Genomic DNA, 12,906 nt, shown 5'->3' on the forward strand with positions numbered 1-12,906 from the left:
GAAAAACTCGGTCTTCCCCGTCTGTGCAGGCGCTTTGAGGATTAAGCCGGCAAGCCGGCCCCTGCAGTCTCGGACAGGACATGGCCGGACGAGGCTTCCGAGGCATCTGCCCCGAAGTCCTTCCGGCCATCGCCGCCCGGCTTCCCGGACGGCATCTCGAACGGAAATCGGCCGATAGGCCGAACTCCTTCAAAAAGGTGAATTCGTGGAAGGGGGTCTATAGAGCCTAGCAAGCGCCCTGCCAAGTCCCCGAACACAGCAAAACGGTCGCAACCCGGCCATGCGCCCGGCGACCGTCCTCAGCTGTGAACACCCCTATCGGCTTTCGGGCTCCCGAATCACGTGGGTGCGCTCCCTGCCTCGGGCGATGGTGCTGCATCGCATGGCCCGGCGGCAAGGAAAAACCGATTCGGCCTGTACCGGGGTCGGCTGTCGCCGCCGCTCAACGACTTGCCTGTCCCGTGGCCTGCCCCTTTGCGAAAGCGGCCTGCTGGTCCGGCGTGGCTTCCTGCTGATGGAGCCGCTTCCATTCTTCGTAGGGCATTCCGTAGACGTGCTCGCGGCTCGCGTCCTTGCTCACCGCGAGCCCGCGCTCGTCGGCGGCATCCTTGAGCCAGTTCGACAGGCAGTTCCGGCAGAAGCCGGCGAGGTTCATCAGATGGATGTTCTGCGCATCCGGACGCGCGCGAAGATGCGCGACGAGGCGGCGGAACACTGCGGCTTCGAGCTCGGTCTGGGTCTGCGGATCGATGCCGTTCATGGGTGATGCTTTCCGAAGCCGATTGCGTGTCTGACCTCGTGAGCCGGAGGCCGAGCGTCAATGCCCGCTACGCAGCATCGGCTGCATCAGCCGCGCGAAACGGTGCGCCCATTCCTCGATGCCGGCCTGCTCCAGTAGGAGGTCCTGCCGGATTTCGACCAGGGCGTTGGGCAGGCCGCGGGCGGTGGCGTGGCGGTCGACGGTGTCTCCGGGCAGGCCGCCGCCATAGGGGGCGTTGTCGCCGACGGTGAGACCGGCCGGATCGGCCTGCAGGCCGGCGATCAGCGGACGGGCGAGCCGCTCGTCGCCGTCGTAGAGGATGCCGACGTGCCAGGGCCGCGCCACGCCGCGCCAATAGCGGGTGAAGCTGTGCATGGTCAGGATCATCGGGGGCGCTCCGGCCGCCTGCCCGTCCGCGACTGCCGCATCGATCGCCCGGTCGTAGGGCGCATAGAAGCGGCGGATCCGCTCGGCGACGCCCTCCGCGCCGATGCGGGCGTTGCCCGGCACGATCGCACCATCCGACAGCCGCATCACCAGGGTCGGGTCGTTCCGGCCCCGGTTCGGGTCGATCACCAGCCGCGAGAACTGCGTGAGCACGGCAGGCACCCCGAGCAGTTCGGCCAGCCGTCGCGTCACCGCCGCCGCGCCGATATCGTAGGCGATGTGGCGCCCGAATTCGTGCACTGGCACGCCGAGCCGGTCGAGATCGTCCGGCACCATGTTCGAGGCGTGATCGCACAGGATCAGCAGGCCGCGTCGCAGGTCACCGGAAATGCTCTCGACCGGGTGCTCGAGCGGCTCGGTCGTTTCGAGGGCGGCTGCACGAAGGGCTGCGGATGCTGGCATGGGGCTTATCTGGGCCACTCGCTCGCGATCGAAAGTGCCTGACGGCCATGCTGGAGCAGGCGCGGAACCGTGCCTAGGCGCTTTCAAACGAAAACCTGCGGCGAAACCCAACGCCATGCGGGATCGGTGCCGTTCGAATCTCGTTCCGAAATCTTGCCGTCGCGAGCGGCCTCGGGCATGGCACGGAGCAGACTGCGCTCGAAACGGGCGCCCGGCTGGCCTTCCTTGCCGAGACCAGCGCCAAGAAACCGTTGCGAGGACGCCTGCATGACCGCTCCTTCCCCCGATGCGCCGGCTATCAGGAACCTGCGCGAGCTGCTCGGGAGCTTTCTCGATGCCGCGATCGCGGCGGCGCATCCGAGCAAATGTCTGGTCGGCCAGCTCCCGCCGCCGGTGCCGGGGCGGCTGATCATCCTCGGTGCGGGCAAGGCCGGCGGCAGCATGGCCGCGATGGCGAGCCGGTTCTACCGCCAGGAGCACGGGGTGCCGGAGGAGCGCATCCTCGGTCTCGCCGTCGCCCGCCACGGTTACGGCGAGGATGCACCGGGCATCCGCATGGTCGAGGCCGGGCATCCGGTGCCCGACGCAGCCGGTATCGAAGCGACCAAGGAGGCGCTGGCCATCGCCGCGCAGGCCGGCCCGGACGACGAGGTGCTGGTTTTGCTCTCGGGCGGTGGCTCGGCCAACTGGATCGCGCCGGCGGGCAACCTGACCCTCGAGGAAAAGCAGGGGATCACCAAGGCGCTGCTGCGCTCGGGCGCGCCGATCGACGAGATCAACTGCGTCCGCAAGCATCTCTCGCGGATCAAGGGCGGGCGGCTCGCCGTCGCTGCGAAGAACGCCCGGCGCATCCTGACGCTGGCGATCTCCGACGTGCCGCGGGACGACCCCTCCGTCATTGCCTCCGGCCCGACCGTGCCGGACCCGTCGACGCTCGCCGATGCCCTGGCGATCTGCGAGCGCCGCGGCATCACGCTTCCCGACTCGGCACGGGCACTTCTTACCGACCCCGCCAACGAGACTCCGAAGGCCGGGGATCCCGCCTTCGCCCGCGCGGAGTACCGCATCGTCGCCCGGCCGATCGACGCGCTGGAAGCCGCCGCTGCCGCCGCCAAGGCCGTCGGCTACGAGCCGGTGATGCTCGGCGCCGATTGCGAGGGCGAGGCGCGCGAGGTCGCCACCGAGCACGCAAAACTCGCGCGCGAGATGAAGGCGGCCGGCCGCAAGGTCGCGCTGATCTCCGGCGGCGAACTCACGGTCACGATCCGCGGCGAAGGCGACGGCGGCCCGAACCAGGAATACGCGCTGGCGCTGGCGCTGGCGCTGGACGGCGAAGAGGGCATCGCCGGCATCGCGGCCGACACCGACGGCACCGATGGCGGCCGCGGCAAGGCCACCGACCCAGCCGGCGGCCTCGTCGATCCGACCACCCTCGCCCGGGCCCGCGAAAAGGGGCTCGATCCGGCCGCGATGCTCGCGGACAACGATTCGACGCGATTCTTCGCGACGATCGGCGATCTCGTTCAGCCCGGTCCCACCCGCACCAATGTCAACGATTGCCGCATCATTCTCGTCGGATGAGCTTTTGATCGAGCCCAGGTTTGTAGAAAGCGGCGGCGCGGTCCGCCGCTGCCGGGGCTTGCACATGATGTTCGCGAGGGTCGTCCTCCTGGCCGGCGTCATGGCCTGCACCGTGGTGCCGGCCATGGCCGATCTGCGCATGTGCAATCTCACCGGCAGCAAGATCGGCGTGACGGTCGGCTATCGCGACCCGCAGGGCTGGGTCACCGAAGGCTGGTGGGATCTCAAGCCGAAGGACTGCGAGACCCTTCTGAAGGGCGCGCTCGCGGCCCGATTCTACTACGTCTATGCCGTGGATTTCACCCGCGGCGGCGAGTGGAGCGGCCGCTCGATGATGTGCACCAAGGACACCGCCTTCACGATCCGCGGTGTCGAGGACTGCCTCGCCCGCGGCTTCGACCGCAACGGCTTCATCGAGGTCGACACCGGTGAGCAGAAGAGCTGGACGATCCAGCTCACGGATCCCGGTCAACCGCTGAGCGGAGCGCCGTAGAGGGCGCCCGGCCCGGATCCGCTTCGGGCCGTCGAGCGACAATCCCAATTCGATGTCGACGCTGGGCGGGATCTGACCCAAGGCCGCTTCGCTGCCCTCACTGTGACCAGCGGACGGTTCGAGCCCGCGCTGCCAAAACGAAGAAGGGCGGGGCTCGTGAGAGCGCCCGCCCGTTCGGTCGTTTGGTGGTGTCGGCGTGGCGCTGGATCAGCCGCCAAACTTGTAGTTGAAACCGGCGCGGATCAGGCTGCCTTCGGTCTTGAAGGTCGAGGTGTAGCCGCCGCCTGCAGCGTTCAGGACGCTGATAGACCGGCCGCCGAGATCGTAGCGGATGTACTCGGCCTTCATCGTCACATCGGACTTGAGACCGAGGAGCCTGCCCACCGAGAAGGTGTTCAGGAAGCTGTCGGCCGGGATCGCGTACTCGATGCCGCCGCCGTAGTTGTAGCCGGTCTCGAAGTTGACGTCGTAGCCGCCGATGAACTGCAGCGGCAGACCGTTTGCGGGCGTACCGAAGAACGAGGCGCCGTAGGAGACGTTTCCGAAGGCGAGACCACCGGTGCCGTACACGAGGAACCGGTCGAAGGCGTAGCCGAGCTTGCCGTTCAGGGTTCCGAGGTAGTCCAGGTTCTGCGTGTAGACGCTGGCGTTGTTGCCGCCCTGGGCCGCGTTAAAGGCTCCGACGAACCCGATGTTCTTCTGCAGGTCGGTCCAGCTGATGTCGAAGGCGGCGCCGACGACGAAGCCCGAGCCGGGGGTCAGCTGGTAGTTGACGCCCATGCCGCCACCGATCTTGGCGAAGCCGTCGACTTCGCTCTTGAGCGAACCGGCGCGGAAGCCGGCGGCGACGTTCGCCTGCGTCGCGAGGGCGTTTCCGGTCGTACGGATGTTCGCGTTGTCGGTGAAGGCGTAGGCGCTGTGCAGGCCGGCGTAGAAGCCGGTCCACGTGAAGACCGGGACCGGCACGAACACCGGCGGCGGCGCGGCGCGGCGCGGCAGGTCGGCCGCGGAAGCGGCGGTGGTCAGGAGCGCCATCGCGGCGCCGGCCAAGAGAAGCTTCTTCATCACGATGTGTCCATCCCCAGGTATCAACGTGAGGACACGATACGGCAAAGCTCGGTTCGGCAACTATGGCTTGCAGGCCACAGTGTTGCCCGAAGCGGCCGGTCGGAGGCGTTTCGCGGCTTTTTCGGGGACATGTGCCCGCGTCGCGTGACCCGGCCGACTTCGCGTTCTGGTTTCGGGCGTCGTTGAGCCGGCTCTGTCGATGGTTCGACCGGATCGGAAATCTCGAGCGGCCCCGACACGGTTGACCGATTCTGATCGGGCGGCGCCACCAAGACGACCGCGGCGCTGGTTTGACCGACTGCTCGTGACGGCGCGAGCCGCGGATCGCGGGACGCTCGGGACCCGACTGCCGTTCTCGCCGACCGAGGTTCGGCAGTGTCCTGCGTCGCGCCGGACTGCCGATGGCTGCGCTCGCGGGGACGATGACGCCTGCCCGACGTGCGCCTCGTAGAATGACGGTACTGCTTTCCGGACCTTGACGCGCCGACCCTGAAGGGGCTTGTGGCCGCCGAGACTTCGCCCGGCCGCCGGTGCCCAGCGGCGCCCCTTGCCGGGCCGTTCCCGCGGTCGCTGTCCGATCTCCGCCGGGTCCTAACGGGCATGGAGGTTTAAGAGTGAAGCGCGCACGCCGTACCAAGATCGTCGCCACTTTGGGGCCGGCCTCCGACACGCCGGAGATGATCGCCAAGCTCTTTCATGCGGGCGCCGACGTCTTCCGGCTCAACATGAGCCACCTCCCCCGCGAAAAGCTGCCGGAGAAGGTCGAGATCATCCGTACCATCGAGCGCGAGGCCCGTCGGCCGATCGCGATCCTGGTCGATCTGCAGGGGCCGAAGCTGCGCGTCGGCGCCTTCGCCGAGGGCTCGGCCGAACTGGTGAACGGCGCAACCTTCGTCCTCGACAGCGACCCGACCCCGGGTGACGTGGACCGGGTCTATCTCCCGCACCCCGAAATCCTCGCCGCCCTCGAACCGAACCACGCGGTCCTGATCGACGACGGCAAGTTGCGACTGCACGTTACCGAGGTCAGCGACGGCCGCGCCGTCACCCGCGTCGACGTCGGTGGCCGGATTTCCAATCGCAAGGGCGTCTCGCTGCCCCACACCGTGCTGCCGGTGCCGGCGATGACCGAGAAGGACCGCTCCGATCTCGAGGCTGGGCTGAACGCCGGCGCCGATTGGATCGCGGTCTCCTTCGTCCAGCGGCCCGAGGACGTTGCGGAGGTCAAGAAGGTCTGCGCGGGCCGCGCGCTGGTGATGGCCAAGATCGAGAAGCCGCAGGCGCTGACCCGCCTCGACGAGATCATCGAGATCTCCGACGGCATCATGGTGGCCCGCGGCGATCTCGGCGTGGAGATGCCGCTGGAGCAGGTGCCCGGCGTTCAGAAGCGCATCACCCGCAGCGCGCGCCGACTCGGCAAGCCGGTGGTGGTCGCGACGCAGATGCTCGAGTCGATGATCACGGCACCGGTGCCCACCCGCGCCGAGGTCTCCGACGTCGCCACTGCCGTCTACGAGGGTGCCGACGCGGTGATGCTATCCGCCGAGAGCGCGGCCGGCGACTTCCCGATCGAGGCGATCTCGACGATGAGCCGCATCGCCGAGCAGGTGGAGCGCGATGTGCTCTACTGGTCGATCCTGACGGCTCAGCGTTCGGAGCCCGATGCGACCGTGTCGGACGCCATCGCCGCCGCGACACACCAGATCGTCGAGGCGCTGAACCTGCGCGCCGTGATGGCCTGGACCCATTCGGGCTCCACCGTGCAGCGCCTCGCTCGCTCGCGGCCGAACGCCAGCATCATCGCCCTGACGCCGAAGCGCGAGACGGCCCGCCGCCTCGCCATCGTCTGGGGGACGCATCCGATCGTCACCAAGGATGCCAGCGACGTCGACGACATGGCGTTCCGGGCGGCGAAGTTCGCCTTGCGCGAGGACTTCGCGGTGATCGGCGATCGGGTCATCGTGGTGGCCGGCGTGCCGTTCGGGACACCCGGTGCCACCAACATGGTGCGGATCGCCTACGTCACCCGCGAGCACGCCGCCCTGGTGTGAATGTCAGCGTGCGGGCGGCGGTTCGACCTCTGCCCGCACGCCGTCGACGGCGTCAGCGAGGGCGTCCGTCGCCACGTAGTGCAGCATGTGGCCGATGCCGCGCAGGCGCACGAGCCGCGCTCCCGGAATCTGCTCCGCCAGCGGCACGGCCTGGGTCTGGATCCGCACGACCGGGTCGGATTCGCCGGCGGCCACGACCGTCGGCACGCGGATTTCTCCGTAGCGCGGCGCCTGCTCACGCAGTGCCGCCGGCAGCCCGGCTAGGTCTTCGAGATTGGCGAGCGCCGCGCCCGGCCGCAGGATCAGCGGCGCGCGGCTGCGTTCGACATAACCTTCGCTCATCGCCTGCGGGGTGAAGGCGCCCTTGGCAGCCTTCGGCAGGTACCACCATGCGATCGGGACCACGACCGTCCGCACCAGGAGCCCCGTGACGGCGGGCTGCAGCGCCAGCCTGCCCCACCAGGGCAGTTGCTTGTCCGGGAAGGGCAGTGCCACTGGCGCGGCGAGCACCAGCCCCGCGACGTGATCTGGCCGGTCGAGGGCGAGCCGCAGCGCCAGGGCGCCCGACCAGGAATGTCCGAGAACGATCGCCGGGCCGGCCTCCATCGCGTCGAGCGCCCGCCCGATCGCGTCGGCCTGGAAGCCGGGTGAGGCCGCCTCGGGGCCGGCGAGCCTGTCGCTCCAGCCGAAGCCCGGCCGATCGAAGGCGATGACGCGATAGCCCCGCTTCGCGAGTGTTCGCCCGATCCCTTCCATCGGATCGGCGGCACTGGCCGATGCACCATGAAGCAGAACGACGGTCCCGCGCGGGCTTTCCGTCGGCCCAGCCTCCAGAACCGCGAGCCGCCCTCCCCGGACCGGAACGAACCGACCGTTCGGCGGATACAGCGACTCGACATGGAAGGCGATCAGCACCGTGGCACCGGCACCGGCTGCCAATGCCGCGACAACCAGACCGCCAAGCAATACCGCAGCGCCCGCGGAGAAGGCCGCGACGCCTTTCAGTATGCGCATGAAGGATGCTGCGATGGGGATGGCTTAGAGATCGCGGCCGTCGACGTCGGGCGCGAGCCGCTCGATCGCCTTCTTCAGCACGTCCCATTGCGGGTAGATCGCCTCTGCCCGACGAAAGGCTTCGAGGGCACGGCGCTTGTCGTCGTCGGCGAGGTAGAGCTTACCGAGTGCGGCCCAGGCCTCGAAGTGGCGGGGCTCCAGCACCAGCGCGCGTTCGAGGTCGGCAATGGCGCTCGACGAATCCGAGAGCCGGAAGAACAGCGTCGCGCGACGATTCCAGCCCTCTGGCCAAGTCGGCTCCAACGCCATGGCCCGGTCCATCAGTTCGATGGCCAAGGGCACGTCGTTGCTCGACATCGCTTCGCGAGCGCGCTCGGTCAGCAGGTCGACCGTGGCGCTGCCGGAGCGCGCGAGCTTGCGCTCGATCAACCCGGCGATGCCCTTGGCCTCGGCCGGATCGTCGGCTTCCTTCAGACGCACGTAGAGGTCGTCGAGAGAGGCCGGAGGGTGCGCCTTGCGCTCCTGCGCAGGAGCCGGCCTCGCGCCGGCCGCCATCGATACGCCACCGAGCGTCACGGCAAGGCAGGCAGCGACGGCGATGCGGGAGATGGCCGGATGACCGGCTCGAGCGAAGATCATGAGCCCGAGGCTGTCACGCCACGGGACCTGCCGTCAACGCGCCCGCGTGACGCGCAGGCGCGGTCAATCAGCCCTGGCGTGCCTTGAAGCGCTTCTGGGTCTTGTTGATGACGTAGACACGGCCCTTGCGGCGCACGAGCTGGTTGTCGCGGTGACGGCCGCGCAGCGACTTGAGCGAATTGCGGATCTTCATTGTTGTCCACTCGGCGCGGGCTGCCCGGCCGCCTGTCGTTCGGGTATCGAAAGGGACGGGATGCCGCGAGGGCGCCCCGGCGATGGCAGATCACGCATCGCGGAAAGACGGTCGCCTTACCAGAGACGGTGCCGAACAGGCAAGGCCGCGCGTCTCACCAAAGCACCCAGCGGACCCGGTCCGATGGCGGCCCTCGCCAGCGCGGGGCGACCATCGCCCGTGACAAACGAAACGGCCGCCGGGACGATGCCCGACGGCCGCTCGATCGATGCCTGTCGGACGGGAAAGAAGTCCTCCCGCCCGGCCGAGGCTACTTCGGCGCGTCGGCCGGGGGCGATGCCGGCGCCGGCTTCGCGTCGGCCGCCGATGCGGTGGCCTTGGCAAGCTCCGGATAGGCGTCGATGACGTGGGCACCGTTCAGGGGCTTCGGCTGGCCGTTGTGGCAGGTGCCGCAGCCGACCTTCGGAACGTCGCCCGTCGGCCCGAGTCGGTTCGGCGGGAACGTGCCCTTCAACGGCTCGAGGTAGTCGCCGTTGAGTGCGCGCACCATGCGGATGCCGTACCAGGCCGTCGTCCGCTGCGGGGTGCTCTGGGACCATTGCGAGATCGCCCGGGTATTGTGGCAGTAGGTGCAGTTCACCCCGAGCGATTGCGACATGTGCATCATCAGGCCGTAGGTCTTCTCGGCCTCCTGGATCGGCTTGCCCTTGCCTTCGGGCAGCGCCGTCGTGGCGTTCACCCGGATCGCGTTCTCGTTCACGTCCTTCTTGCCGAGATACTCGGTCAGGGTGTCGTAGGGCAGCGAGGCGAGGCCCACATCGGGCGAGGCCATGTTCTGCCCGTTGTTGCGCGGCTGGGTCAGGCCCTTGGCCGTCAGGCCCGGGTTCTCGAACCAGATGTTCTTCGGCACGGGCTGGCCGCGGTGGCAGGTGTAGCAGGTCACGCCGGAACCGTTGACGTGCTTCTCTTTCCAGTTGGTGTTGATGTACTGGGTCATCTGCAGCATCCGCCGGGCGACCTTCTTCTGGTAGAGGTCGTCCGATGCCATGTTCTCGGTGTTATGGCAGTAGGTGCAGCCCTGCTCTGGGGCGACCCACTCCGTCATCGAGGTCATCACCCGGTTGAACTGCTCGGTCGAGAGATCCTTCAGAACCTGCACGTTCTGATAGGTGGTGCCGGCCTTGTCGCCGCCGGCATCCGCCGGATCGGCGGGCGCCGGAGCCTGGTTGGCGTCCTTGAGCGCCACGGCTTCCCGCTTGGTCTGGATCTGATCCATCCCGGTGCCGCGGAAGCCGTGCTGCTGGGCGGCGATCGGCGGGAAGCTCCAGCCCGCCGTACCGAACTGCGCGATGGTGAGGAAGGCCGCGACGACGACGCCCGCGACGACGAGCAGGCTCTTCATGGGGTGGCTCCCGAAGCTCCGAGGGGATCCGTGACCGGACCGAAGACCTGGGGATAGGACGGCGCGACGCCGTGCTTCACCGCCCAGAGGTACCAGTTGTCGACGACGGTGCCGGTGAGGATGATGCCGATGCCGCCGGTGAGCGTCGTCAACACCGCGAACCACCAGGCCCAGCGATGGATCGATTCCATCGTGGCGTTGAAGCCCATGGTCCAGCGCCAGAACAGGGCGGCCCGCTCCGTGGCCGTTCCGCGGCTGACGATCTGGTCGATCTCACGCTCCGCGCCGTAGCGGCTCGTCGCCAGGATGGTCGCGCCGTGCATGGCGAAGAGCAGCGTCGACCCGTAGAGGAAGGCGATCGAGAGCATGTGGAACGGGTTGTAGAAGAGGTTGCCGTAGCGCAGCGAGAAGGCGGCGGTCCAATCGAGGTGCGGGAAGATGCCGAAGGGCACCGCCTCGCTCCAGGAACCCATCAGGATCGGACGGATGAAGCCGAGGACCAGGTAGAGCCAGATCGCCGAGGCGAAGGCCCAGGGCACGTGGGTGCCGATCTTGAGGGCCCGGGCGCGCCGGTACATGCGAACCCACCAGAGCAGGATCGACGTCGTCAGGAAGAAGCCGGCGATCAGCCACCAGCCCCCCTTGTTCAGGGGCGGCAGGATCTTGAGCCCGTATTCCGGCCGCGGTGGTTCCAGCGCGAGCCAGGGCAGCTGGCGCACGAACTGGACCGGATCCCAGTTCACCGAGGCCAGCATGTTGAGACCGACGATCTCGAAGGCGATCAGGAAGCAGACGCCGGAGAGGATGCCGATATAGCCGCCGTAGATCGGGCCGATCTGGCTGTTGCCGAACAGACCGGCCAAGTAGCTGTTGAAGGGCCTTCCGATGCGATTTTCGGTCGCGACGGGAACTCCCTGCTCCGGCACGAGCGGCCGGACCTGCACTTGCGTGAAGATGTTCTGGTAGTAGGCCATCGTCTGCGAGCCCCCTTAACGCCAGACCGGAAGATTGAGCCACCAGCCCCACCATTCGGGCCAGCCCCGGGTCCAGAACGGCCCGCTGATGATGATGCAGACGGCACTCCAGAAGCCCGCCGAGAGCGCCAGGAACAGGCCCAGCCGGTGGATGCCGAGCGTGCCGATCGAGTAGCCGATGGTGTCGCGGAAGTAGGTGTCCTCGTGCTCCGGCGTCTTGACCGTCTCGCCCTTGGGCGGATTGGTCGAGGCCAGGATCAGAGACCCGTGCAGCGACAGCGCGAAGGTCGTCGTGAAGAAAAACGACACCGCCAGCATGTGCGCCGGATTGTAGTGGAAGTGCAGGTACTGGTAGCCGGTGTTCGACACCCAATCGAGGTGGCTGAGGATGCCGTAGGGAAAGCCGTAACCCCAGGCGCCCATCAGAAACGGCCGGATCACGACCAGCGACACGTAGGCGAAGATCGCAACGCCGAAGGCGAACGGCACGTGGTAGCCGATGCCGAGCTTTCGGCAGATCTCCACCTCGCGCAGCGCCCAGGATACGAAGGATCCGATGGCGCAGAAGGTGATGATCTGCCAGAGGCCGCCTTCTTTCAGCGGCGCCAGGGCGAGCCCGTACTTGAGATCGGGTGGCGCGATGTTGATCTGCCAGATGTTCCAGGTCGGCCCGAGAGCCGCCCCGTAGACGATCAGCGCGGTCCCGAGGATCGCGAAGAACAGGGTCGTGACGCCGAAGAACCCGACGTAGAACGGCCCCACCCAGAAGTCGAACAGGTCACCGCCGACGAGCGTGCCGCCGCGGACCCGGTATTTTCTTTCGAAGCTCAGCATCGCCATGGCGGCACCTTCGGGCTGGACCGTCGGGGGGCGCTGGCGCCGTGAAACGACCGCATCGGGTCGTCGCACGGCACCAACTCGTCGTTGGAAAGCGGACTCTGGAGACGATCCCTGATCGGCGTCGTCGGTGGAGACCCTCGACCGCGGGCGGGCACCGTCAGGCCGGCGACCCGTCCGCGGGTTCGCGGCGACGCGGGGCGTCGCCGCAGCTCACCGCCCTCAGGAGGGCATCGTCTGCAGGACGAGCGAATGCTCGTTGGCTGCGGACTTCTTTCCGCCTTCCAGCCAGTTGAACCGGTCCGTGCTGAGCAGGATGAAGTGGATCAGCAGAGCCAGGATGAACAGGAAGGTGAAGAGCGCGACGAGAGTCCGCCGCGGATCGAACAGAAGCCAAACCTTGTGCATGGTGCGCTCCCCCTCAGACGATCATCGACAGAAGCGACTGGGCCGTCTGGGTCACGCCCTCGAGGGAGGTGTAGCCCTGCGGTCCAGGCAGCCACGGACGCCACAGCCAGACGAGGATGTGAGCGACCACGGCGATCGCCGTGAAGATGATGAAGCTCGTCAGGAAGATCGCGTGGAACTCCTTGGCTTCAGGTTCCGTCAGCCCCGATAGGCTGCTCGGTCTTTCGGTTACTCCGTTAGCCATCGATCGAACCTCCGTTTGTGTTGGCCGCACCTTGTCAAAAGGAGCGACGGGTCTTGGCCGTGACTCGATGCAATCACGGCTGTCTTCCCCCGTGCCACCGGACGGAAGAATTCGGTGCGGGCCTCGGGCAAAAGCGCCCGATCAGCCCATGAAGGCGAAGGGGATGGCCGAGACGGCCATGGCCTTGGCTTCGCCAAAAACGGATCGGCGCGCGACCGGCAGGCCGGGGCGCTGCACGGCGCCCCCCGGCAGCACACGCTGCACCAGGGCCGCGATCAGGAAGAAGGGGTAGGTCGCCGCCAGGATCAGCCGAAACTGCAAGGCTTCCTGATGCTGCCGCGTCGGTGAGGACATCGTACGTTGCATGGCCGGGGACTCCGTGCTGCGCACCCG

General features: G+C 67.7%; 16 protein-coding genes. 3 read left to right on the top strand and 13 right to left on the bottom strand.

What is annotated here, in order from left to right:
• Positions 1-442: 442 nt before the first annotated feature.
• The 3 genes from MHA02_RS12225 to MHA02_RS12235 all read right to left on the bottom strand — a co-directional run bounded on the left by MHA02_RS12225 (position 443) and on the right by MHA02_RS12235 (position 1,878).
• Entirely contained in the window at positions 443-760 is a 318-nt protein-coding gene (locus MHA02_RS12225) for a DUF1244 domain-containing protein (protein WP_147078977.1), read from the bottom strand.
• A gap of 57 nt (positions 761-817) precedes the next feature.
• Positions 818-1,609, bottom strand: coding sequence for an N-formylglutamate amidohydrolase (locus tag MHA02_RS12230; RefSeq protein ID WP_147078980.1), 792 nt, complete (start codon positions 1,607-1,609; stop codon positions 818-820).
• 83 nt (positions 1,610-1,692) lie between these two features.
• Positions 1,693-1,878 (bottom strand): hypothetical protein, encoded by a 186-nt coding sequence (locus MHA02_RS12235; protein WP_147078982.1) that lies wholly within the window; start codon positions 1,876-1,878, stop codon positions 1,693-1,695.
• Here MHA02_RS12235 and MHA02_RS12240 point away from each other — a divergent pair.
• Both MHA02_RS12240 and MHA02_RS12245 read left to right on the top strand, forming a co-directional pair.
• Entirely contained in the window at positions 1,877-3,190 is a 1,314-nt protein-coding gene (locus tag MHA02_RS12240; protein WP_147078984.1) for a glycerate kinase type-2 family protein, read from the top strand. The genes MHA02_RS12235 and MHA02_RS12240 overlap by 2 nt on opposite strands.
• Positions 3,191-3,254: 64 nt before the next feature.
• Positions 3,255-3,683 carry a DUF1036 domain-containing protein gene (locus MHA02_RS12245; protein ID WP_147078986.1) on the top strand — a complete coding sequence of 143 codons (429 nt, stop codon included), beginning with the start codon at positions 3,255-3,257 and terminating at the stop codon, positions 3,681-3,683.
• A 207-nt stretch (positions 3,684-3,890) separates the two neighbouring features.
• On the opposite strand, the gene MHA02_RS12250 is transcribed toward MHA02_RS12245, so the two are convergent.
• Entirely contained in the window at positions 3,891-4,748 is an 858-nt protein-coding gene (locus MHA02_RS12250) for an outer membrane protein (RefSeq protein ID WP_147078988.1), read from the bottom strand.
• 617 nt (positions 4,749-5,365) lie between these two features.
• Between MHA02_RS12250 and pyk the strand changes: the two genes are divergently transcribed.
• Positions 5,366-6,802 carry a pyruvate kinase gene (gene pyk / locus MHA02_RS12255; protein WP_147078990.1) on the top strand — a complete coding sequence of 479 codons (1,437 nt, stop codon included), beginning with the start codon at positions 5,366-5,368 and terminating at the stop codon, positions 6,800-6,802.
• A 3-nt stretch (positions 6,803-6,805) separates the two neighbouring features.
• Here pyk and MHA02_RS12260 read toward each other — a convergent pair whose 3' ends face one another.
• The 9 genes from MHA02_RS12260 to MHA02_RS12300 all read right to left on the bottom strand — a co-directional run bounded on the left by MHA02_RS12260 (position 6,806) and on the right by MHA02_RS12300 (position 12,879).
• On the bottom strand, positions 6,806-7,816 hold the full coding sequence (locus MHA02_RS12260; RefSeq protein WP_147078992.1) for an alpha/beta fold hydrolase: 1,011 nt from the start codon (positions 7,814-7,816) through the stop codon (positions 6,806-6,808).
• A 24-nt stretch (positions 7,817-7,840) separates the two neighbouring features.
• Positions 7,841-8,455, bottom strand: coding sequence for a tetratricopeptide repeat protein (locus MHA02_RS12265; protein WP_147078994.1), 615 nt, complete (start codon positions 8,453-8,455; stop codon positions 7,841-7,843).
• Between the two features lie 67 nt (positions 8,456-8,522).
• Positions 8,523-8,648: a type B 50S ribosomal protein L36 gene (gene ykgO, locus MHA02_RS12270; RefSeq protein ID WP_003601867.1), complete on the bottom strand. Its 126-nt coding sequence runs from the start codon at positions 8,646-8,648 to the stop codon at positions 8,523-8,525.
• Between the two features lie 310 nt (positions 8,649-8,958).
• Entirely contained in the window at positions 8,959-10,050 is a 1,092-nt protein-coding gene (gene pufC / locus MHA02_RS12275; protein WP_147078996.1) for a photosynthetic reaction center cytochrome PufC, read from the bottom strand.
• Positions 10,047-11,024: a photosynthetic reaction center subunit M gene (pufM, locus tag MHA02_RS12280; RefSeq protein WP_147078998.1), complete on the bottom strand. Its 978-nt coding sequence runs from the start codon at positions 11,022-11,024 to the stop codon at positions 10,047-10,049. The genes pufC and pufM overlap by 4 nt, the downstream gene beginning before the upstream one ends.
• 15 nt (positions 11,025-11,039) lie before the next feature.
• Entirely contained in the window at positions 11,040-11,864 is an 825-nt protein-coding gene (gene pufL / locus MHA02_RS12285; protein WP_147079028.1) for a photosynthetic reaction center subunit L, read from the bottom strand.
• Between the two features lie 219 nt (positions 11,865-12,083).
• On the bottom strand, positions 12,084-12,269 hold the full coding sequence (gene pufA, locus MHA02_RS12290; RefSeq protein WP_147079000.1) for a light-harvesting antenna LH1, alpha subunit: 186 nt from the start codon (positions 12,267-12,269) through the stop codon (positions 12,084-12,086).
• A 13-nt stretch (positions 12,270-12,282) separates the two neighbouring features.
• Positions 12,283-12,513, bottom strand: a complete 231-nt coding sequence (gene pufB, locus MHA02_RS12295; protein WP_147079002.1) for a light-harvesting antenna LH1, beta subunit — start codon at positions 12,511-12,513, stop codon at positions 12,283-12,285.
• Between the two features lie 141 nt (positions 12,514-12,654).
• Entirely contained in the window at positions 12,655-12,879 is a 225-nt protein-coding gene (locus tag MHA02_RS12300; protein WP_147079004.1) for a hypothetical protein, read from the bottom strand.
• Positions 12,880-12,906: the final 27 nt, after the last annotated feature.

Source organism: Methylobacterium haplocladii, from assembly GCF_007992175.1.
Lineage (GTDB): Bacteria > Pseudomonadota > Alphaproteobacteria > Rhizobiales > Beijerinckiaceae > Methylobacterium > Methylobacterium haplocladii.

Bases quoted from the DNA above. Each gene is read 5' to 3' on its own strand.
- MHA02_RS12225 (WP_147078977.1), bottom strand. From the start codon at position 760: ATGAACGGCATCGATCCGCAGACCCAGACCGAGCTCGAAGCCGCAGTG.
- MHA02_RS12230 (WP_147078980.1), bottom strand. From the start codon at position 1,609: ATGCCAGCATCCGCAGCCCTTCGTGCAGCCGCCCTCGAAACGACCGAG.
- MHA02_RS12240 (WP_147078984.1), top strand. From the start codon at position 1,877: ATGACCGCTCCTTCCCCCGATGCGCCGGCTATCAGGAACCTGCGCGAG.
- MHA02_RS12235 (WP_147078982.1), bottom strand. From the start codon at position 1,878: ATGCAGGCGTCCTCGCAACGGTTTCTTGGCGCTGGTCTCGGCAAGGAA.
- MHA02_RS12245 (WP_147078986.1), top strand. From the start codon at position 3,255: ATGATGTTCGCGAGGGTCGTCCTCCTGGCCGGCGTCATGGCCTGCACC.
- MHA02_RS12250 (WP_147078988.1), bottom strand. From the start codon at position 4,748: ATGAAGAAGCTTCTCTTGGCCGGCGCCGCGATGGCGCTCCTGACCACC.
- MHA02_RS12260 (WP_147078992.1), bottom strand. From the start codon at position 7,816: ATGCGCATACTGAAAGGCGTCGCGGCCTTCTCCGCGGGCGCTGCGGTA.
- MHA02_RS12265 (WP_147078994.1), bottom strand. From the start codon at position 8,455: ATGATCTTCGCTCGAGCCGGTCATCCGGCCATCTCCCGCATCGCCGTC.
- ykgO (WP_003601867.1), bottom strand. From the start codon at position 8,648: ATGAAGATCCGCAATTCGCTCAAGTCGCTGCGCGGCCGTCACCGCGAC.
- pufC (WP_147078996.1), bottom strand. From the start codon at position 10,050: ATGAAGAGCCTGCTCGTCGTCGCGGGCGTCGTCGTCGCGGCCTTCCTC.
- pufM (WP_147078998.1), bottom strand. From the start codon at position 11,024: ATGGCCTACTACCAGAACATCTTCACGCAAGTGCAGGTCCGGCCGCTC.
- pufL (WP_147079028.1), bottom strand. From the start codon at position 11,864: ATGGCGATGCTGAGCTTCGAAAGAAAATACCGGGTCCGCGGCGGCACG.
- pufA (WP_147079000.1), bottom strand. From the start codon at position 12,269: ATGCACAAGGTTTGGCTTCTGTTCGATCCGCGGCGGACTCTCGTCGCG.
- pufB (WP_147079002.1), bottom strand. From the start codon at position 12,513: ATGGCTAACGGAGTAACCGAAAGACCGAGCAGCCTATCGGGGCTGACG.
- MHA02_RS12300 (WP_147079004.1), bottom strand. From the start codon at position 12,879: ATGCAACGTACGATGTCCTCACCGACGCGGCAGCATCAGGAAGCCTTG.